The organism is Kluyvera huaxiensis, assembly GCF_040149365.1.
In the GTDB taxonomy this organism is placed as follows: domain Bacteria; phylum Pseudomonadota; class Gammaproteobacteria; order Enterobacterales; family Enterobacteriaceae; genus Kluyvera; species Kluyvera intermedia_A.
Map to the genome: position 1 here is coordinate 32,224 of NZ_JBEFLV010000027.1, position 19,221 is coordinate 51,444.

At 49.5% G+C, this 19,221-nt stretch carries 22 protein-coding genes; 15 read left to right on the forward strand and 7 right to left on the reverse strand.

Features of this window, described 5'->3' with window-relative positions:
• Positions 1–13 precede the first annotated feature (13 nt).
• The 12 genes from ABOC97_RS21285 to ABOC97_RS21340 all read left to right on the forward strand — a co-directional run bounded on the left by ABOC97_RS21285 (position 14) and on the right by ABOC97_RS21340 (position 11,188).
• The gene (locus ABOC97_RS21285) at positions 14–313 is read left to right on the forward strand and encodes a phage tail assembly protein (RefSeq protein WP_349601565.1); all 300 of its coding nucleotides are present in this window, start codon (positions 14–16) and stop codon (positions 311–313) included.
• Between the two features lie 102 nt (positions 314–415).
• A complete protein-coding gene (locus ABOC97_RS21290; protein WP_349601567.1) occupies positions 416–2,098 on the forward strand; it encodes an AAA family ATPase in 1,683 nt (560 codons plus the stop codon).
• 5 nt (positions 2,099–2,103) lie between these two features.
• A complete protein-coding gene (locus ABOC97_RS21295; protein WP_458285214.1) occupies positions 2,104–2,565 on the forward strand; it encodes a phage tail protein in 462 nt (153 codons plus the stop codon).
• Complete coding sequence (locus ABOC97_RS21300; protein WP_459253834.1) at positions 2,546–2,755, forward strand: tail protein X; 210 nt, start codon at positions 2,546–2,548, stop codon at positions 2,753–2,755. The genes ABOC97_RS21295 and ABOC97_RS21300 overlap by 20 nt, the downstream gene beginning before the upstream one ends.
• A gap of 1 nt (position 2,756) precedes the next feature.
• On the forward strand, positions 2,757–3,875 hold the full coding sequence (locus tag ABOC97_RS21305) for a late control protein D (RefSeq protein ID WP_349601572.1): 1,119 nt from the start codon (positions 2,757–2,759) through the stop codon (positions 3,873–3,875).
• 37 nt (positions 3,876–3,912) lie between these two features.
• Positions 3,913–4,266 (forward strand): GPW/gp25 family protein, encoded by a 354-nt coding sequence (locus ABOC97_RS21310; protein WP_349601574.1) that lies wholly within the window; start codon positions 3,913–3,915, stop codon positions 4,264–4,266.
• Positions 4,250–5,170, forward strand: coding sequence for a baseplate assembly protein (locus ABOC97_RS21315; protein WP_349601575.1), 921 nt, complete (start codon positions 4,250–4,252; stop codon positions 5,168–5,170). The genes ABOC97_RS21310 and ABOC97_RS21315 overlap by 17 nt, the downstream gene beginning before the upstream one ends.
• Positions 5,160–5,714, forward strand: a complete 555-nt coding sequence (locus tag ABOC97_RS21320) for a phage tail protein I (RefSeq protein ID WP_349601577.1) — start codon at positions 5,160–5,162, stop codon at positions 5,712–5,714. The genes ABOC97_RS21315 and ABOC97_RS21320 overlap by 11 nt, the downstream gene beginning before the upstream one ends.
• Before the next feature lie 2 nt (positions 5,715–5,716).
• Complete coding sequence (locus ABOC97_RS21325; protein WP_349601579.1) at positions 5,717–6,817, forward strand: phage tail-collar fiber domain-containing protein; 1,101 nt, start codon at positions 5,717–5,719, stop codon at positions 6,815–6,817.
• Positions 6,818–6,904: 87 nt separating this feature from the next.
• Entirely contained in the window at positions 6,905–7,498 is a 594-nt protein-coding gene (locus ABOC97_RS21330; protein WP_349601581.1) for a tail fiber assembly protein, read from the forward strand.
• 497 nt (positions 7,499–7,995) lie between these two features.
• Positions 7,996–10,560 (forward strand): AAA family ATPase, encoded by a 2,565-nt coding sequence (locus ABOC97_RS21335; RefSeq protein WP_349601583.1) that lies wholly within the window; start codon positions 7,996–7,998, stop codon positions 10,558–10,560.
• A gap of 397 nt (positions 10,561–10,957) precedes the next feature.
• Positions 10,958–11,188 (forward strand): hypothetical protein, encoded by a 231-nt coding sequence (locus ABOC97_RS21340; protein WP_349601599.1) that lies wholly within the window; start codon positions 10,958–10,960, stop codon positions 11,186–11,188.
• A gap of 120 nt (positions 11,189–11,308) precedes the next feature.
• Here the strand turns inward: ABOC97_RS21340 and ABOC97_RS21345 are convergent, their stop codons facing one another.
• Positions 11,309–12,214 carry a diguanylate cyclase gene (locus tag ABOC97_RS21345; RefSeq protein WP_349601584.1) on the reverse strand — a complete coding sequence of 302 codons (906 nt, stop codon included), beginning with the start codon at positions 12,212–12,214 and terminating at the stop codon, positions 11,309–11,311.
• Positions 12,215–12,853: 639 nt separating this feature from the next.
• Between ABOC97_RS21345 and ABOC97_RS21350 the strand changes: the two genes are divergently transcribed.
• Positions 12,854–13,489: a carbonic anhydrase gene (locus ABOC97_RS21350; protein ID WP_234503416.1), complete on the forward strand. Its 636-nt coding sequence runs from the start codon at positions 12,854–12,856 to the stop codon at positions 13,487–13,489.
• Between the two features lie 76 nt (positions 13,490–13,565).
• Here ABOC97_RS21350 and ABOC97_RS21355 read toward each other — a convergent pair whose 3' ends face one another.
• The 4 genes from ABOC97_RS21355 to ABOC97_RS21370 all read right to left on the reverse strand — a co-directional run bounded on the left by ABOC97_RS21355 (position 13,566) and on the right by ABOC97_RS21370 (position 15,089).
• Positions 13,566–13,892: a hypothetical protein gene (locus tag ABOC97_RS21355; RefSeq protein WP_349601587.1), complete on the reverse strand. Its 327-nt coding sequence runs from the start codon at positions 13,890–13,892 to the stop codon at positions 13,566–13,568.
• Between the two features lie 299 nt (positions 13,893–14,191).
• Positions 14,192–14,374, reverse strand: a complete 183-nt coding sequence (locus ABOC97_RS21360; RefSeq protein WP_061280311.1) for a DUF1869 domain-containing protein — start codon at positions 14,372–14,374, stop codon at positions 14,192–14,194.
• Between the two features lie 4 nt (positions 14,375–14,378).
• Positions 14,379–14,732, reverse strand: a complete 354-nt coding sequence (locus tag ABOC97_RS21365) for a DUF1971 domain-containing protein (RefSeq protein WP_234503418.1) — start codon at positions 14,730–14,732, stop codon at positions 14,379–14,381.
• A gap of 30 nt (positions 14,733–14,762) precedes the next feature.
• Positions 14,763–15,089 carry a DUF1971 domain-containing protein gene (locus ABOC97_RS21370; RefSeq protein ID WP_349601589.1) on the reverse strand — a complete coding sequence of 109 codons (327 nt, stop codon included), beginning with the start codon at positions 15,087–15,089 and terminating at the stop codon, positions 14,763–14,765.
• A gap of 213 nt (positions 15,090–15,302) precedes the next feature.
• On the opposite strand from ABOC97_RS21370, the gene ABOC97_RS21375 reads away from it, so the two are divergent.
• On the forward strand, positions 15,303–15,566 hold the full coding sequence (locus ABOC97_RS21375; protein WP_234503421.1) for a DUF2534 family protein: 264 nt from the start codon (positions 15,303–15,305) through the stop codon (positions 15,564–15,566).
• Between the two features lie 194 nt (positions 15,567–15,760).
• A complete protein-coding gene (locus ABOC97_RS21380) occupies positions 15,761–17,236 on the forward strand; it encodes a GGDEF domain-containing protein (RefSeq protein ID WP_349601591.1) in 1,476 nt (491 codons plus the stop codon).
• Positions 17,237–17,335: 99 nt separating this feature from the next.
• On the opposite strand, the gene ABOC97_RS21385 is transcribed toward ABOC97_RS21380, so the two are convergent.
• Together ABOC97_RS21385 and ABOC97_RS21390 are read right to left on the reverse strand one after the other, a co-directional pair.
• Positions 17,336–17,440 (reverse strand): YoaK family small membrane protein, encoded by a 105-nt coding sequence (locus tag ABOC97_RS21385; protein ID WP_100249921.1) that lies wholly within the window; start codon positions 17,438–17,440, stop codon positions 17,336–17,338.
• 47 nt (positions 17,441–17,487) lie between these two features.
• Positions 17,488–18,507, reverse strand: coding sequence for a sensor domain-containing diguanylate cyclase (locus ABOC97_RS21390; RefSeq protein ID WP_349601593.1), 1,020 nt, complete (start codon positions 18,505–18,507; stop codon positions 17,488–17,490).
• Positions 18,508–19,221 lie beyond the last annotated feature (714 nt).

Sequence of the window (19,221 nt, forward strand, 5' to 3'; positions counted from 1 at the left end):
TCTGGAGACAATCATGAGCTTTCCTGGTGAAACCCGCATTATCACTCTTCATTCTCCAGTCGCGCTGGACAGCGGTGTCACGCTTGACACTATCACCATGCGCGAGCCGCTGGTGCGTGACCGTATTGCCCACTCGAAGGACCGTGGCAATGAAGAAGAAAAAGAAGCGCGCATGATTGCGCAGCTCTGCAACCTTGAAGAAAAGGATATCTGGCAACTGACGGCAGCAGACTACGCCCGCCTGCTGGATACCTTTAATGTTTTTATGCTCCCGCCCGGGGAGCGTCCGAAAGAGGACTCCTCCGGGCAGTAAGGTTTCTCGGCCGCCGGCTGCATTTTCCGCTCGGGGATTACCTTGATATGCCTTTCAGTACGTTCTCCGATTTTCTTTTTGATGAACTTGAGGTGGTAAACCGTGGCAGGAGCAAGCCAGAATCTTAAGGCCGTCATTACGTTTGGCGGCAATATTGACAGTTCGTGGAATCGTTCCGCCGGGAGCCTGCAAAAGAGCCTGAAGGATGTCGGTAAACAGTCAGAAAAACTGACCAAAGACCAGACGAAACTGGCGGCGGAAATTAAGCGTGCGAAGATCGCCGGTGAGAGTCTCGGTGATCTGAAACGCCGTTACACCGATGTGTCCCGGGAGATCCGTAAAACGGAAAACGAGCAGCAAAAGCTCAATGCCCAGATGCAGAAGGCGCAACGGATGGCGGCTTTTAAAGGCGCTGGGAAAGGGTTGTTCCGTCGGGGCCTGGGGATCGCCGGTCAGTTGGGCGGCATGATGTCACCGGGGCTTGCTATTGGTGGTGGCGGAATGATCGCGACGGCCATGGGCTCACTTATTGCACCTGTGGCGACGAATGCCGAAACCGCCAGACAGACCGGCGTGGCGAGAAGTTATGGCGTTGATGTGGGTACATTTAACGCCTGGGATACGCTGGCGAAACAATACGATATGAACGGGGAGAACATTGGCGATCTCTTTGAAGAGTATCTGCATAAAGCCGGGGAGTACAAACAGAACGGCAAGCAGGGCTCACTGCAGGATGCATTTGAGACCTTGGGATTTAAAGCGGGTGACTTTGCCGGGCTGAGCAATATGGCGCAGTTTGACAAGATTGTTGAGCGCGCGCTGAGCCTGAAAGACGATTCCAAATCCTCATTTGCACTGGATTCTCTTTTCGGTGGTGAGGCCAGCAAGCTACTGATGCTTATCAAGCAGTCCGGGAGAAGTTACCGCGATCTGATGGACGAGCAGCGCCGCTACAACATGGTGACCAAAGAGGGCGCGAATGGCGCGGTGGAAGGTAACCGGGCCATTATCAATTTGCGTACGGTTATGTCCTCTGCCATTGCCGAAATCTCCGGTCAGCTTGGCAATGAGCTGGCCCCCGATATCCGCCGTTTGACCGATGACCTGGCCGAATGGTTTAAGGGCGGGGGTATCAGTAAAGTCGTTAACTTTCTGCGTAATGAGCTTTATCCCGGTGTGCTGACCTTCGGGCAGGGTGTGGTATTTGTCGGAAAAATTGTTTATGCCCTGGCGAAAAAACTCTCGTGGATGTTGCCCGATGAGCGAGGTGAGCAAAAGGATGTGCTGAAATCACTGGCGATGACCGGTTCCGTCGATATTGCCAGAATGACCGCGAGGCGTAACGGGCAGGGTGATTGGTTCGACCAGCAATTGCAACAACATCCCGACCTTCCTGACCGGGTCAAACAGTCATACACCACCACACGCGGCTATTTTAGTGATGATAACGAGGCTTTCGATAAGTCACTGAATGAGTACCTGACTCCGGAAACCGGAGGGTTTGATTGGACCAGTGCCTTTAAGAACAATATGCAGGGCTCCAGTGAAGGTTCGTCTGGAACCGGTGGTTACTGGGATAGCCTTCTGCAACGTCTGGACACTGCCGATAAGCAAACGGAACAGCGACCCGTCACCGACAATCGTAAGTTTGATTACCACTTTGAAATTAACGGGGCTCCTGGACAGAGTGAGCAATCTATCGCTGATGCTGTGGTGGGGGTCACGAAAACAAGCCCGGCATTTACTGGTAATAACAGCATGTTCGATGGAGGCGATATCTGGTGAGTGAAATTATTCCTCTTATCGAAGACTCCGGGAGGGCGCAATCTGCGGCCACGCGTGGTGCGCAGGATGCGCGTGTCATGATGATGCTGGGTGACTTCGCTTTCTCTATAGACACCACGGCATACAGTCAGCTCACACGTGAGGCCAGCTGGCGCTGGAGTGAGCAGGAGCGTATCGGCAAACAGGATCTGCTTCAGTACACAGGTAAACCGGGCCGCACCGTGAGACTCGAGGGCGAGACCCATGCTTTTTTCCGAAAAGGTGTGGATGCTGTTAACGATCTCTATGACCTTGCTGACCAGAAAAAGCCTCAACAGTTGGTTAGCGGGGCCGGGGATGTGATGGGCTGGTGGGTGATTATCGACTTCTCTGATACGTCCACCCGGTTTCTGCCGGGGGGCGGCCACCGTAATAAAAACTGGACGATGACGCTGAAACATTATGCCGATGATATATCAAACCCATGACGGGGATGTACTGGATGCAATCTGCGCCACGCGTTACGGTACGGAAAATCTGTCCTCAATTTTGACGCAGGTTCTGGAGTTTAATCCGGGACTGGCGGCGCTGGGCGCTGTATATCCGGCGGGCTTGTTCATTACCTTACCGGATATTACCCCGCCTGTGGCTGAGTCTCCTTTTAGCCTCTGGGAGTAACATGACTGAGCAAATCACAACGCCTGAGTATGCGCCAGCGTTCAGCGTCAGTGCTGAAGGGCGTGATATTACCCGCGCGCTGCGGGAGTGCCTTGCTGAACTGGTGTTGACCGATAACGGTGGCGCCACGGCAAAAGCCGATGAATTAAAAATTACGTTATCGTCAGAAACCCTTGCACTGCCACCTAAGGGGGCGCGTCTGCAGCTGGCACTGGGGTTTAATGACAATCTGATCGACAAAGGCTGGTTTGTTGTATCAGGTGTGGGCAGTGGTGGTCCGCCACGACGGGTGGAGATTTATGCCACTGCAGCACCGATGAATGCACAGAAGCAACCCGGCGATGTAACCAGCCATAAAACGCGAAGCTGGGATGATCTTCGCCTCGCGGATTTGATTAAAACGGTGGCGGCAGATAATGGGTTGATGCCGAAAGTGGCTGCAGAGCTGGCTGATATTCACCTCGACCACGTGGACCAGGTTGCTGAGTCAGATGCCAATCTCTTGTCGCGTCTGGCCAGAACCTATAATGCCGTCAGCAAACCCGCGGGTGGATACTGGTTATTTCTGAAACAGGGGGCTATGTCTACACCGTCAGGCAGGCCGGTCGGTGGAATAGTTATTACACCTGAAGAGGTTTCAAACTGGTCCTATAGTGAAGGCGAGCGCGGGAGCTCAACAGGGAAAACGACAGGTAAGGAAGGTAAAGAGAAAGGAAAAATTGGGGTGCGTTATTATGATGAAGCCGACGGTCGAACCAAAATGAGCACGGTTGATCATGATGGGCCATCACTGACGAACCCATACACGCAGCCAGCAAAAGCCACAGCAGACCAGCACGCGAAATCCCGAAAAACACAAGCGCAACGCAACGAGCAGAAAATGTCACTCAGTGGACCCTGCCGGCCTAAGCATATTTCGCTGACTGCTGAATCGGGCGTTACAACGTCGGGCTTTGGCTCCCGTGAGGATCGTGACTGGAATGTGGAGTCGTTGACGTTTTCACTGACGTCAGCAGGGCTGAGTTATGCCTACAACCTGGTTGTGGATATCCGTAAAACAGCGAAATCATCGAAAAAATCCAGCAATAAAGACAAATCTGGGCCGAATTATTTCGGCTAAACCTACCGCTTTCAGCCAACAACAAACGGAATAAATCATGAATGGTGTTAATAACCGGACCGGCAAACGCCTGTCTGGCGCTGCGCATTTACGCCAGTCAGTCAGCGATATTCTGACAACCCCGATCGGAAGCCGTGTACTTGTCAGGGATTACGGTAGCGATCTGTTTTCGCTGGTGGATAACCCCCAGGATGATCTGACCCGTTTGCGTATTATTGCCGCGACGGCAACGGCGCTGGCCAGATGGGAACCGCGTCTGAAGGTGAACCGGATCGTGGTTTCCTTTCTGGAAAACGGATCCGGTGTTGAGGTCGATATTGAGGGTGTGAATACAGAAAACGGGCTGTCCGTCAGCACTGGAGGAATACAGATTTATGACAAGCAGCTATGACGTAATTAACCTTTCTGAACTGGCTGTGCCGGATGCCATTGTGATGCCGGATGCCGCAGATATTTTTTCGCGCTGGCTCGCGCGGTTGTGTGAACTTGACCCGGAGTTTGATGCTCTGGTGGAGTCGGATCCGACCTACAAACAGGGAGAGGTGAATGCTTACCAGTTGACGCTGGCCTTTCAGCGCGTCAATGACGCAGTACGCGCAGTGTTTCTTGCCAGCGCAAAAGGGGCTGATTTGGACCAACTTGGCGCGGCCTTTAATGTTCAGCGGTTTGTTATCACCCCAGCTGATCCCGACGCTGTACCGCCGGTTGATGCTGTGCTGGAGGATGATAACGCTTTTCGTGAACGTATTCAGCTTTCCTGGGCGCAGCTCAATACCGCCGGCGCACGCAATGCGTACCGTTTTCACGCTAAATCAGCGGATGAGGATGTGCTTGATGCTGATGCCTATGGCCCGGAAACCCACGGAAAGCTAGGGGAAGTTGATGTGTATGTGCTATCCCGAACCGGAGATGGGACTGCATCGGAGGTATTGCTTAAAGCGGTAAATAGCCGGTTGAGTGCTGATGAAATCCGTCCGTTGACCGACTTTGTTTCGGTGAAAAGCGCCTTGATTGCCAGCTATGAGGTGACAGCAGAACTGGATATCCCCGAAGGTCCAGATGCGCAAACGGTGCTGACCAATGCCACTGATGTGTTGCGTGCATACACGCTTCTTTCGCATCGAATCAAAGCGCTGGTACCACTATCAGCGGTCTATGCCGCACTACAGCAATCCGGCGTAACAAGGGTAAGGCTTCTGTCGCCAATTGCGGATCTGGAAGCGGTGGCGGGCACTGCACCATGGTGCACCGCGATAAACGTGACCCGCTCAGAGGAAATCAGTGATGCCGAATAAATTTCGTTCCCTGTTGCCGCCTGGTGCGATTCATGCAGAGAGGGCGCAGGAACAGGCTGGGGTAGAGCAAATTCTGTCACTGGATACGGACATGGTAAGGAAAGCCAAAAATGCCGATACCTGTCCGGCACATCTGCTGCCGTGGCTTGCCTGGGAGAACGCCGTCGATTTCTGGGAGGACAGCTGGACTGAGGAACAAAAGCGTAAAGTCATAAAGGATGCCGCGTATGTACACCAGCATCGAGGGACGGCGGGAGCCGTCCGGCGGTCATTATTGGCGGTGGATTTACCCACTACCGTGATCGAATGGTGGGAAGATGAGCCGAAAAAAGACCCCTACACATTTCGGATTGAAGTTTATAGCCAACAGGCCATTGATTCCGCGCTTTATGACCGAATACGCAGGCAGGTGGAAAAAGCCAAGAATCTGCGTAGCCACCTGAATTCTATTGACGTGATTGCCGATCTGGGGTCAAAGGGAGCGTATTACATCGGTGGCGCTGCGACTGCTTACATTGATGTTGTGATTAATGCCGGAGAATAGTAATGGCTGAAAAGTATTACAGTATCCTGACCAACCGAGGAAAGGAACTTGAAGCCGCGGCTGCGGCGAACGGTACCAGTATTATTATCAAAGATTTCGTGGCAGGTGATGGTGGTGGGCGTGCGGTGACACCTGACCCTGCGAAGACTAAGCTGGTGAACGAAGTTTATCGTGCCGCTATCTCATCTCTGAATCTATCTACTGAGCAAGCTTCCCAGTTTATTGCTCACCTGGTTATTCCTGCTGATGTGGGTGGCTTTACGGTACGGGAGGTGGGACTGCTGACTGATGCGGGTGAGCTTTATTCTGTAGCAAACTGTGCCTCGATAGAAAAGCCCGCTAGCGGCATAAGCATCAATTTGCAATTTCGTCTGGCTGTCTCCGAAACATCAAATATCGAGTTAAAGGTCGCCACCGGGGATGGACTATTTCTCCGGCAGGATGCGAACCTGAGTGATGTAGATGATAAAAAGAAATCCCGGGATAATCTGGGGCTGGGAGAATTGGCTACTCTCGGACTCAATGATACGTATCCTGTTGGCGCTCCTATTCCGTGGCCATCCGACATTCTACCTTCTGGAGGGTTATTTGCATTTATGCAGGGGCAGGTGTTTGACACTAAAATATACACCAAATTAGCCGTTCCCTATCCTTCAGGCATTATTCCAGATTTTCGAGATCGAGTTATCAAGGGCAAACCAGCCAGCGGACGTGAAGTTCTCTCATATGAAGAGGATGGTATCAAAGCTCACGGGCACGGCGCGAAAATAAAAGAAACTGATCTGGGCACGAAATTAACAGCTGAGTTTGATTATGGAACAAAATCAAGCACTGAGGATGGGGTACATACCCACGCACTGACACAGTCGGTACCGACAACAGCTTGGAATAACAAGGCTATTTCTGGCGGTAGTGTCGGGGTGTGGTATGGCGGGGTAGAAACAAATGCAGCTGGTTTACATGCGCATGCAACCAACATAGGTCCTCACGCCCATGCTGTGGAAATTGGGCTGCATGGGCATGAAATTATCATTGAAGAGAGTGGTAACTCGGAAAATACGGTTAAAAACATTGCATGCAATTATATCGTGAGGCTTGCGTAGTTATATTTTAACCAATCACTTATATTTAGATTTCTCTATGATATCACCTATATGTTCCTGAATGCTCGAAATAAGAGAATCAACAAAATGAAATTTAAAATGTCAAATAAGGCTCAGTCTGTAAAAATTTATAATCTTAGAAGTGATACACGGGAATTTATTGGAAAGAGCGATTGTTATATTCCAGCTCATACAGGACTTCCTGCTAATTGTTCGCTTACTCCTCCGCCAGAGATTCCAGGTGGCAACGTGGCTGTCTACGATGTGGAACAAGATAGCTGGAGGCTTGTTGAAGATCATCGTGGCAGCATTGTATACAGTACCAAAACAGGGGAATCGCAGGTCATCACTGCGCTGGGTCCTTTACCGTTTGACACTGTATCAACAGGCCCAACTGAGCAGTATATGAAATGGGATGGAAGTGAGTGGGTACATGATGCAGAAGCGGAAAAGGCGGCGTTTCAGGCTAAAGCTGAGTCGCAGCGCCAGTATCTACTGAGCGTAGCCAATAGCACAGTCGCTGATTGGCGTACTGAGCTGCAGCTCGAGGTTATCACTGACGATGATAGGGCCAGTTTGATCAAATGGATGGCGTATATCAAAGATCTAAAAGTGATGGATTTAGGTGAAATATTTGATGAGGCTGGCTATGGCGCAATTGACTGGCCGCAGACACCGTAATTGAAACCCTGTGTCATGGGGGAGTAGCACATAGCTGTTGAGGGCTGCTCCTTTCGAATAATTCTACGCTCTGTCTGTGTCCGCTATGAGCGAGAAGCGGACGGCTTAGGTTTTATGAAACTGATCAAGGCTAGTATCATAGTGATGAAGTCATTCGGATAATTTTAATCTCACCTTTATGCATCACTTCCAGTCGCCAAAAGGAAAGGTACTTATGCCTAACCTGCAAACCTGTTGTGAAATACCCGCGGGCATCCACTTCCCGGACTTTCTAGGTAGCGATCGGGCTTCATTTTCAGGAGATGCGGGAGCGTGAACACTTTGCTGTGGATTACGGATACGCTATTGCCAATTTTTGTTGATCAATTGTTGCTCATCTCAAGTGGCTGATGCACTATCAGACAATTCTCAATGCCACTAGAGCGTGGTGGCAATGTGCAGGGAGGCGCATTCAGTTTCGCTTCCTTTATCGTCATGAATGAAGGAGGGTAGTAGTAATGGATGTTAAGGCCGATATCATAGCGTGGCTGTTAAAGCAGCAGGACTGGTTTCAGGATCTCGCGGAAAGACTCATTCAACAGGGCGACTTGACAGATAATGACCTTCAGCAGGTTATTGCCTTACTCAAGACCCCCTATGGACGAACAAAAACGACACACCGTACTTTCCCAGGCCTGGCATCTGCAGAGCAGGGAGCTGGAACGTTCAGGTTAAGCCGGATTGAAGCTGTAAAGGGTATTGAGAACCTTGCTCCACGTTTACCACTCGATTTCGGTTCAGGGAATCTGACTGTTATTTACGGCCATAACGGGTCCGGTAAATCCAGCTATACGCGCGTGCTCAAACGCATATCCGGAAAGCCCAGAGCTGCTCAGCTCAAATCTAATGTCTTTAATCCCCTACCACCTGAGCGAAGTTGCCACATTAAATGGGAGGCGAATGGAAGCGCAGCTGAAGCGGACTGGTCACCTGACAGTCCTCCGATCGATGCCCTGAAAGGCATTGATATCTTCGATACGGATGAAGCCCTGCATTATCTCACCCAAGAGAATGCCGCTACCTATATACCGGGTGTGGTGGGGCTTTTTGAAAAACTAGCTCAGTACCTGAAACTGGTACGCGATAAGCTAAGTGATGAACAGTCTCAGCTAGTCAGCAAACTTCCCGGGCTACCCGCTGTTTATCAGCGTTGTCGCATTGCCACCACCTATGGTGCGCTAAGTACAGCAACTACCGAAAATATAGCGGTGATGACGAGCTGGTCTGAGACGGATGAGCAGGCGCTGAGTGCCTTGAATGAGCGTCTGAGCGTTCAAGATCCGGCTGAGAGCGCCCGCAACAAGCTTGCGGTTCAAACATCTGTTAATCAGATCATCTCTAAACTTGAGCAGACGGCACAGGCTTTTAGCCAGTCGAATATCGACTGTCTTCGGGTGTTACGTGCTGATGCTATTAACAAGCGCAGAGTTGCGCTTGATAGTGAACGAATAAAAGATGGCTTACTGGAGGGCGTAGGTTCACCGGTATGGCGTGCCATGTGGGAAGCTGCTCGCGACTATTCTAGGATGCCCTATCCAGACAAGGCTTTTCCGGTAACAGATGAGGCCCGTTGTGTTTTATGCCATCAGGATCTATCAGCAGATACTCAGCAGCGTTTGAACAATCTTGAGGCTTTCGTGCAATCACGTCTTGAGATCGATGCTGCCACATCTGAGCGTCTGTATGCTCAGGCAATCGGCGCGATTACTATTCCGCCCTCAATGGCCGAAATTGCTACTCTTTGTGCAGGCGCTGCGATTCAGGAAGAATGGAATAAATACCTAACGGGAATCTGGAGTGCCGCATCCCTCAGCCGCCAGGCGCTCACCGAGCATGAAGCTACCCAGACTGCAGTTCCTCTGGCTGATTTGACCGAAGCTATCACGAACTTACGTTCTTACCGCGACCGGCTTCAGGGAGAAGCCGATCAGTTTCAGAGAGATGCAACAGAATTTGACAGGGCCAAAGCTTTGCAGGATAAAAACGAAGCAGAAGCTCGACGGTGGTTATCTGGTCAGGCCGAGGCTATCAAAGCCGAAGTTGAACGCTTAAAAAAAAGAAGTGAATTTGATGCATGGATATCACTTGCAGCTTCCCGTGCATTATCAACTAAATCTGCTGATATTACCCAGAAAGTCGTCACTGAAGCCTATGCCGCCAGATTCAATCGCGAGCTGAATGTTCTTGGTGCCCCTGGCTTGCAGGTTGAGCTTGTAAAAATAAGGACAGCAAATGCGAAAGTTTTGCATCAACTACAGCTTAAAGGAGCGCAACGGGACAAGTTGCACAATGTTCTGAGTGAAGGAGAACGCAGGATTATCTCACTGGCTGCATTTTTAGCCGATGTCACTGACCGGCCTGGATCTGCTCCCTTCATTTTTGATGATCCTATTTCATCTCTGGACCACGAATTTGAGTGGCAAGTTGCTAAACGCCTCGTTGAACTCGCTAAATCGCGTCAGGTGATTATTTTAACGCACAGACTTTCCCTTTACGGGGTAATTGAAGATTTGGCAAAAAAAGAGGGAGACCCATGGAAAAAGCAGCACCATAAATCGATATGCATTGAATCATTTGATGGAGCAGCCGGTCATCCTGCGGATCAGGAGGTCTGGAATGCGAATACCAAAACAGCGAATAACATTCTCCTGACTAGGCTGGACTCAGCCTACAAAGCTGGACAAGAACATGGCGCAATGGCTTACCGTGGGCTGGCTCAGGGCGTTTGCAGTGATTTTCGTAAACTCATTGAACGCTCTGTCGAGGAAGACTTGTTTAACGGGGTAGTTATACGTCATAGAAGAGGAATCCAGACTGACGGAAGGCTTCCGTATGTACAGGATATAACGGCAGAAGACTGTAAATTGATTGAAAGTCTCATGACTAAATACAGCTGTTATGAGCACAGCCAGTCGACGGAAATGCCTGCTTTTATACCCGAGTATAAGGAGCTGCAAGCAGATATCAGCACGTTGAAAGAATGGCGTGATCAGATCAAAACAAGACGCACCCCTATGAAATAACCCCTCACTGAACCCAGAAACTTTATTATCTTAGTAAAAAGCTTCTGGGTTCAGTAGAAAGTATCATTCCCGTGCATGGGGGAATCTCATCGGTAAATCCGAATGGTATGCTTGATGAGGCCTTTCTGGCTTGGCTAAGTTGGGGGGCAGTACGGTAGCTGGAGGATAGTGTCAGTGAATATCGGGGTGTTCTTAAGTACCTTCCCTATATCGATGCAGAGCATAATAGTGGCCACGTCCGCTTCTGGCACAAAGCGACGTGGCCGCGAAAATATCGTTCTGCAAAACTATTTTTATTTCTATGAAAATCAGATAGTTAAAATCACGAAAAATGAACCCATTCTGAGAGTGAAAATGGATATTTTGTTTTTATAAAACAGATGGATAGAGGATTTTTCTGGTTGTACTAGAAGGGTACTTCGATCTCGACGGCGCCACCGGCGTTGATGCTGCTGAAAACCACAAGCGCTTACTGGCCGTTCAGGCTGCTCTGGAAATCTCCAAAGCGTCCGTTTCTGCCTCTACTGCAAACTCGGGGATCCGCTCCCAGATGGACCTGCGCAACGTTTCTCAGGAAGTTGCCGCACTGGCTGACGCCATCCAGGATGCGCTGGAAATCAGCGAGTAAATCCTCTTGCCGCCTCCGGGCGGCATTCACCTTTTTTAGGTCTTCTGCAAAACGATTAATAGATGATGCTGGGTTTGAGTCGGGTCGGGATAGCTTTCTGTGACTAGCTTAGGTATAAATTCACAGTGGTAAAATCTGGCACGAATCCTTATCCACTCGCTTTATCACGCAACAGTTACGCCCATTGTTTTTGCCGTAGTACATGGCTTCGTCGGCTCGGCTAATTATTTCATGCAGTCCTTCATGTTCTTGCACTTCCGTCAATCCGCCGGTTACGGTGACTTTTACTGATTGCCCAGAAATCTGAAAATCCTGGTCAGCCAGGCTGCACCGTATTCTCTCCGCTGCGGATTGTGCTGCAAGCGTGGTAGTCGTTTCCAACAGGATAATAAACTCTTCACCGCCAAATCGATAAAGACGCTCGGTATTGCGAGTTGCGGAATTTAAACGCTGTGTAACTTGTTGCAGTACGTGGTCCCCAGCATTATGTCCCCAGGTGTCATTGATGGATTTAAATCGATCTATATCCATTATCAACACATACAGGCTGTTGCTGTTTCTCTGACAGCGTGCGAGAAAACCAGGAAACTCCTGATAAAGCAGATGGCGTAATGGTAACCCTGTTAAAGCATCATGCTGATTACGGTAAGCGAAAAGATACGATTTATACGAATCGATACTGTCAATAAATGCCTGCTGCCGTTCATGGTATTGGCTGACCAGTTCCCTTGTTGCTGTCCGGGCCATCACGGCCTGAGCTAGATCTCGTGCAATATCGTGCATGGCCCGATGATGACGTTCGATCTCCATCACCATATTCAGGTCAAGGGTATCTCCATGTGTGCGTTGCATTAACCACTTACTAAAATGACATTGCAGATGCGAATCGCTGTCCATGATGTCACATCCAGCAATACCGCCAAACAGGTTCAGACAAAGTAAATCACCAGCCCAAAGGTAATGTTCTTTGATTGCGCTATTTAGTGCAGCAAGTGAGTGGTCAATACCGGTAACATTAATTGGCATAAATTCATTTCCGCATGGCAATATAGGTCGACTAGATTGAGTAACATTTAAAGAGTAAGCGTATTTTGCTAATGGCGGTACAATCATTAATATTATTTACATTGTTTGAATTATCTGACAGTTAATGGAAGTGCCTTTTCCGGAATGGCGGAAGTTAATATTCCGATATGGAGGCTATTCCAGTGAAAAATGTTCTTCTCTTGATGAGTTAATTTGTTTCTCACAACAGTCATTACATTTATTTATCAATCCCTGGCGCACTCCGGGGATTTTTCATCTCAAGTTCCGGGAATAACTCCTTACTTATTTTTTGACATAATACCCCCCCTAAAAAATGCCTTTATAGGATAGATAAATCCACTGAACAAGTATGCTGAGCGCATATACAGCATTTCATGCCTTGGTCCTGATTCGTTTAATTATTCAGCGCTTAGACATGCCATAGCGAGGCGGGTAGTGGTTCCAGAACATGCCTGAACAGTGCAGAGTAGGGGAGCAACAATCCCCGTCGCCCACTTTGTGGCGAACAGGTAACAAATGCGTTAATGAGATTGAACTCTTTCCCTTCTGCGTTCAGGTGGTACACTGAAAATGTGATTTCCATCATGACCTGCGTAAAAACGAGAAAGAGATACTGCTATGCAACATATCATTGAAGGGTTCCTCAACTTTCAGAAAGAAGTTTTTCCTAAACGTAAGGAACTCTTCCGCAGCCTGGCCTCTAGCCAGAATCCAAAAGCACTTTTCATCTCCTGTTCAGACAGTCGTTTAGTGCCTGAACTGGTGACTCAACAAGAGCCAGGGCAACTGTTTGTTATCCGCAATGCCGGTAATATCGTTCCTTCCTTTGGCCCGGAGCCGGGCGGGGTTTCTGCGACCATCGAGTACGCGGTAGTGGCGTTAGGTGTGACGGATATTGTTATCTGCGGGCACTCTAACTGCGGCGCGATGAAAGCCATCGCCACCTGTCAGTGCCTGGAGCCGATGCCTGCGGTTTCTCATTGGTTACGTTATTCCGATGCCGCAAAAGCGGTCGTTGAGAAAAAAACGTTTGATAACGAGACTGACAAAGTGAACGCGATGGTGGAAGAGAACGTCATTGCGCAGCTGAATAACATCAAAACTCACCCGTCGGTTGCTGTAGGGTTGCGTGATGGCGCGATTCGTCTGCACGGTTGGGTATATGACATTGAAAGCGGAGCCATTCGCGCGCTGGAGAAAGATACGAAGAAATTTGTCTCTCTTGCGGACAATCCTCAAGTCTTCTTCGAGTAAATAGTCGGTCAGTACACAAGCCGTCTGAGCTAAACGTCCCGCAGTCTGCGACGGTTTAGTCGGGCGGTTTTTTTGTCTATTTTGCGCAGCGATAAGCTGTGCCGCTGGCTTTGGTTATTCCAGTAACGGGAATATAGCTCTGGCTGGTGACGACCAGCGTGTCGGCCCCGGCCTTTTTCCCTTGCTCTTGTAAATCGTAAACAACCTGTTTACGGGCAGAGAAATAACCCATCCCAAAGGTCCACGCATTACGTTCAGCCTTTACATCCTGTATACGCTGACACAGGCTAAGCGTTGGGTCAGCCACTTCGACAATCTTAACGCCATTAGCTTGCTCAGACTGGCTTGCACAACCGCACACCGTGAGTATGAAACCGAGGTTCAACCATACTGATTTTCTCATCCCGTTTCCTCATCGCAACTACCGTTAACGCGCTCGGCGCACCAGCGTCAGTTTGGCCCGCCGGGGCGTACGCTGGGGCGATTCGTTGATGATGACATATAAAAAAGGACGCCAGGCCATGGGGTTATCTCGCGTTGAGTGTGTAGTAAACCTGGCAAAATACGACCGGCGAAACGCTCCTGCAAAAGTATTAATGTGCATGAGTGGGATAGGTTATTCGGATGAATAACGCGGGTAACTAACTGAGATATACAATAAAAACGGGAGCAATTAGCCCCCGTTATTTTCAGCTCGATGGGCTACCAGCCACAAACGTCATGTTCGTTTTCGGTATCGTAGGCGCGAACGGTATTGATCAGATCTTTGACCACATCAGCCGCAACATCAGGGACCAGCAGTTCCATCGGTGTCTCGGTTTCATAATCAACAGAAATGCCGTTGCTGTTGTTGGTGACGGTCACCGTGTAGGTTGCCTTACCCATCTTCTTACCCCTTATGCGAATTCACGACTTTGCCCAGGCCTTTACCCTCAAGCGTGGCATCCGGGTCGGCAAAGAAATCGATATTAAAGTAGGTATCTTCCGTCAGCAGTTCGATGCGATGCCATTTTTGTGGTGGGGAAATACCAAAACTACCGGCTTCAATAACCAGTTCGACATCTGGTTCGGTGGCATCACCGTCAGGGAATCCGAAATAACGCACGGCACCCTGCATCACGGATAGGCGGCCATATACGTGGGCCTTGGTATTGTGGTGAGTGAAGAGGGCTTTCGGCGCGGTATCTTTATTCCAGAACGGGGTCGAACGCGAATGAACAAAATTCTCAGGAATACGTAACATAGATGGCTCCTTACTGCATGACCCTAAGGTCTATAGCGATTTCAGCACATCAGCTTCGACAAAGAAGTCGATGTTAAATACGGTATCGTCGGTCATTGTTTCGATGTAATGCCATTTTTCCGGCGGAAAAACGCCAAAGTGACCGGCTTCGATAATCAACTCACTTTCCGGTTCAGGGGCTGTTTCAGAGGCAAAGCCAAGATAGCGGATGGCCCCTTGATGAACGGAAAGCCGTGGATAAACGCCCTGGCGCGTCCCTTTATCCAGGTGACGCTGGAAAATACCGGCAGGTGCGGTCTCTTTGTTCCAGAATGGTGTGGAACGGGTATGAATACAACTTTGCGGAATGCGTAGCATGTTTCCCCCCTATACGTTGAAAGTATTAAAACATAAATTCCGGCGGCTGTTTATCAGAAAATGCATTTTATATGCAACTTAAAGGTGAGGTTAAATACTTGATCTATCAACGCCGGTTTTTGTGAACATTAAGCAACAAAAAGCATTCAATTTATGCTTCATTAATGTTACAAATACAGCAAAATATCGTGAGATTCGCGTCGGGAGGATGCAATGATTCTGGAAAAACTGCGTACGCCGAATGGCAAAAAATTCGTGCTATGTGCGATGGTGATTTTTGCTATCGCCGTGGTGATAGTGGGGCGCGCTACCTTTGGCGGTGTGGTCCGTGAGTATAACTTGCCGTATTCGCAATGGACGACGAGCATGTTTGTGCTGCAGGGCGCTATGGTCATGGTCTACAGCACCATTTTTACCGTTCTCTTTTCCATTCCGCTGGGTTTTTTACTCTTAGGTTCTGATAACACGCATAAATGAAACCATCCAGGCGAGCATCCTGCTCGCCTTCCGGAAATCCTATTGCCATTGCGGCAAAGACCTGACACGATCAAATTCCTGCCTGCGAAAATTATCGTCCATAATGATCACGATACGTAATCAAAACGAAACGTGACGCGAGTTGACTGCGTGGGTGGCATTAAAGGTATTTTGGCCATCTGTTCGGGGTGTCGGTGAGAATTATTCAGGATAGTTTACGCAAGAAACAGTCGTTGCTGGCATCGGCAGTAGTGACCTGTCTGCTTATCTGCCTCGCGATCTTTTTCCTTTATCAGCGCGCGCTGTCGCAGGTCAACGAAGGTATCCACGAACTGCAAAACCAGATGATGACCATGTTTACCGACAATGAGCTGATGGCTGAGGCGGCAGGCGTGCGTTATCAGCAGGTTAGTCGTCATTTTCTCTGCGGTGAGGCCGACGTGTTCCATCCCCGGGGCGATGACTGGGGAATCAATGCCGTGCCCGGTGCTTTGGATGACAATCATGGCGCATTGGTGGCAAAGAAGCCGGAGCGCAGTGCGCGTTGTCTCTACGTGACGGCGGAATATATCCGCGAGAAAGTTCGTGCCTTAAATCCTGAACAGCACGAGACTCACCGCTATATTATTGATAGCAACGGGCATTGGTTCTACTGGTTTAACGCTGCGGATTCTGTACCGTTCACCTTCAATTCATCGCAGATGGCAAGCAACCCTCGCGCCTTCTTCGCCGAACCTGAAATGTTTTATGACCGGGTGCTGCAAAAAAGCATCCGTAAAAAATCTATTAGCGTCACCAATTTCTACGAAGATAAAATCACCGGCGATAAAGCCTACAGCGTGGTCAGCTATATCTACGACCTCTCCGAGGGAGACCCGAGTAACCATATTATTGGCTATCTGGCCTACGATCTTTCGCGTTCAGAAATACTGCGTATGCTGCAGATTGCGTTTAACCATCAGGTGCCAAAGGGGCTGATCCTGGGTTTACAGAGTCGGCAAACGGGCGATGTCATGTGCATCGTCAATAACTGTCGCTGGTTAGAACGCTACCGCATTCACGAAGTATCATCGCGCTACGAGATTAAATATGCGCTACCTACATGGTTATTTATTCTCCATGACGCTAACGCATTAGCCATTCTGGCCATGGCCCCAGCGCTGCTAATTCTGCTGTTCTTCTTGATTCGCTATCACCTGAATCACGCCGATCTGCGTTTTTATCGCGATCCGCTAACCGGCTGTTTTACGCGCAATATTTTTACGCTGATCCAACAACGTTCGCTGCCGTTTATGACGGTGATTCTTTTTGACTGCAATAAATTCAAACAGATTAACGATAACTATGGTCACAAAGCGGGAGACCGTGCATTACAGGCTATTGCGCAATGTATGCTCAACGACATTCGTGCAAGCGGTGATTGGGTGATTCGCAGCGGCGGCGATGAGTTTATCGTGCTGCTAAGCCGCACGGATATTGCACATGCGCATATGGTGGCAGAGCGGATTGCCGCCAGTATTGCGGTCTTCCCGTTTAGCCCGGATGAACAGCCGGTGCCGTTGTCGGTATCGTGGGGCGTTGCGCCGTGCGTGGGTACGCTGGATGCGGCAATCCAACAGGCTGATGCGCAGATGTATCAGATGAAGGAAAAGCGTGGGGAAAGAAGATAAGCCGACGCTAAGACGGCTTATTTCAGGCTTACCACCAACCGAACTCAACGCCAACAACGGTGATGATGGCGATGATAAGCATAATAATCGTGGTCTTTCTCATTGTGCTCCTCCCGGTAGCGCGTAGCCGCCAATAAAGAACCAGCCCAGAAAAATCACCGCGATAAAAAAGATAACGATGGGGAAGGCGATACCCAGTCTCATTGCGACATCCTGATTTCTATTCCTGTATGGCAGGTATGATACTGTAATTAGCCCAACCTCTGGGCGCTAATTTCCGTGCGATGGCGAAATTTCTTGTCCTGATACATTGCGCTATCGGCAGCGCGTAGGGCGCTATCCGGATTCATTTCGTTCGGATCGATAACGACGGTGCCGATACTGGCTCCTGGATAATGGATTAGCGTATCACCGAGCAAATAATCGCCAATCAACAACTGACGTAGCGTTTCGGTAAACAGCTCCAGCTGTGCCGTGGTGCGGGACAGCGTCGCGACCATAAACTCGTCACCGCCCAGCCTGCCAAGCTGATCGTCGACTGAAATGCCCAGCTTCAAGCGCTGCCCAACCTGTTGTAAAAAGGCATCTCCCGCCTGGTGTCCGTAGAGATCGTTTATTTTCTTGAAGTTATCGAGGTCAATAAACGCCAGCAGCACCCCGTGATTCAGGTGCCGTGCCAGTGAGAACAGCATTTCCAGATTATCAAAGACCGCCCGGCGATTAGGAAGCCCGGTCAGCGCATCGGTGTAGGAGTGGTAAATCAAGGCGGCGTTAGCCTCCTGAAGCTGGGAGACAAGCGACTCTTTCTCGATGTAGCGCGCGATAATACTCGCAAACAGCTGGAGTACATGCTCGCTGTTAAAACTCAGCGGCTTCTGCGCGGTGCTGGTGGCGCACAATGTTCCATACAACGAACCATCGGTTAGATGTATCGGCGTGCTAAGAAAGGTGGTTATCCCCAGCGCCTTCGCGGCGTCACAGTCGCTCCACTGTTCAGGGACGTGATCGCTGTAGAAACAACGATCGTCCATCGCCCGTTTGCACAGGGTGTCGCCCCACGGCACGGATAAATTTTCCGGGATGACCATATCACCGCTATTACGTGAATAGACAATGTGCTGCAGCTGGGCCTGAGTATCAATTTTCGTCAGATACGTTGATTCCATATTGGTAACCAACTCGAGCATTTCAAGCAGTTGGCGAACGAGACTCTCTAACGACTGTTCCGTAGCAAGTGTTTGCGATACCCGGGCAAGAATTATATCTGACATGAAAACGACGGTCCCCGACGAAGGTGTGAGTGATAGTATATGATCCTGGACGAAATCGGATTATCTAAATTTTATACATTATGTATCGAGAAGGTAAGCACCTTGTCATCAAAAGGTGTCTTATTGCAGAATATCGATTGTGTGCTACAGCTAAAAAAGCGCCATTGGGGCGTTAGCTACCCTTTGCTACGTGGGCTTTCAGCGGTGTAATACGGATTAGAGCATCACTTAAGGCCACTGAAAGACACTATTAATTACCCAGGTGTTGACACGGTGTGGACGTTTTCAGGCATCACGTGTCCCTTTAACGGATTGAGTGATATTGCGTCCTGCGGGTCCCCCCGCCAAGCCTGCCCGCTTTATGGGGCGGTTTTAATGCAGGTACACGAACACGCTTGAGGCGCGCCAGCACTCGCTCATGCATAGCTAGAAAAGCAGAAATTTAAGGGCAAACCGCATAAAAATGCTGACTAAAGATATGTGGATATCCCTGTAAAATGCGCCACTCAATTTTAGAAAGCCTCCGGCATACTGGCGGAGATTGCTCTGCGTATGAACTGATTCACCTGGCACCAGAACAACGACGCCCTAAAATCAATCGAATATGGCGGGGTCATCTAAGGGAAGGTGCGAACAAGTTCCTGATATGAGATCATCATATTCATCCGGAGCGCATCCCAGAGGGACATCATGAGCCATCAACTCACCTTCGCC

What these genes read in the sequence shown, in the direction of transcription:
- ABOC97_RS21285 (WP_349601565.1), top strand. Translation starts at nt 14, where the DNA reads ATGAGCTTTCCTGGTGAAACCCGCATTATCACTCTTCATTCTCCAGTC.
- ABOC97_RS21300 (WP_459253834.1), top strand. Translation starts at nt 2,546, where the DNA reads ATGATATATCAAACCCATGACGGGGATGTACTGGATGCAATCTGCGCC.
- ABOC97_RS21305 (WP_349601572.1), top strand. Translation starts at nt 2,757, where the DNA reads ATGACTGAGCAAATCACAACGCCTGAGTATGCGCCAGCGTTCAGCGTC.
- ABOC97_RS21310 (WP_349601574.1), top strand. Translation starts at nt 3,913, where the DNA reads ATGAATGGTGTTAATAACCGGACCGGCAAACGCCTGTCTGGCGCTGCG.
- ABOC97_RS21315 (WP_349601575.1), top strand. Translation starts at nt 4,250, where the DNA reads ATGACAAGCAGCTATGACGTAATTAACCTTTCTGAACTGGCTGTGCCG.
- ABOC97_RS21320 (WP_349601577.1), top strand. Translation starts at nt 5,160, where the DNA reads ATGCCGAATAAATTTCGTTCCCTGTTGCCGCCTGGTGCGATTCATGCA.
- ABOC97_RS21325 (WP_349601579.1), top strand. Translation starts at nt 5,717, where the DNA reads ATGGCTGAAAAGTATTACAGTATCCTGACCAACCGAGGAAAGGAACTT.
- ABOC97_RS21330 (WP_349601581.1), top strand. Translation starts at nt 6,905, where the DNA reads ATGAAATTTAAAATGTCAAATAAGGCTCAGTCTGTAAAAATTTATAAT.
- ABOC97_RS21335 (WP_349601583.1), top strand. Translation starts at nt 7,996, where the DNA reads ATGGATGTTAAGGCCGATATCATAGCGTGGCTGTTAAAGCAGCAGGAC.
- ABOC97_RS21345 (WP_349601584.1), bottom strand. Translation starts at nt 12,214, where the DNA reads ATGCCAATTAATGTTACCGGTATTGACCACTCACTTGCTGCACTAAAT.
- ABOC97_RS21350 (WP_234503416.1), top strand. Translation starts at nt 12,854, where the DNA reads ATGCAACATATCATTGAAGGGTTCCTCAACTTTCAGAAAGAAGTTTTT.
- ABOC97_RS21355 (WP_349601587.1), bottom strand. Translation starts at nt 13,892, where the DNA reads ATGAGAAAATCAGTATGGTTGAACCTCGGTTTCATACTCACGGTGTGC.
- ABOC97_RS21360 (WP_061280311.1), bottom strand. Translation starts at nt 14,374, where the DNA reads ATGGGTAAGGCAACCTACACGGTGACCGTCACCAACAACAGCAACGGC.
- ABOC97_RS21365 (WP_234503418.1), bottom strand. Translation starts at nt 14,732, where the DNA reads ATGTTACGTATTCCTGAGAATTTTGTTCATTCGCGTTCGACCCCGTTC.
- ABOC97_RS21370 (WP_349601589.1), bottom strand. Translation starts at nt 15,089, where the DNA reads ATGCTACGCATTCCGCAAAGTTGTATTCATACCCGTTCCACACCATTC.
- ABOC97_RS21375 (WP_234503421.1), top strand. Translation starts at nt 15,303, where the DNA reads ATGATTCTGGAAAAACTGCGTACGCCGAATGGCAAAAAATTCGTGCTA.
- ABOC97_RS21385 (WP_100249921.1), bottom strand. Translation starts at nt 17,440, where the DNA reads ATGAGACTGGGTATCGCCTTCCCCATCGTTATCTTTTTTATCGCGGTG.
- ABOC97_RS21390 (WP_349601593.1), bottom strand. Translation starts at nt 18,507, where the DNA reads ATGTCAGATATAATTCTTGCCCGGGTATCGCAAACACTTGCTACGGAA.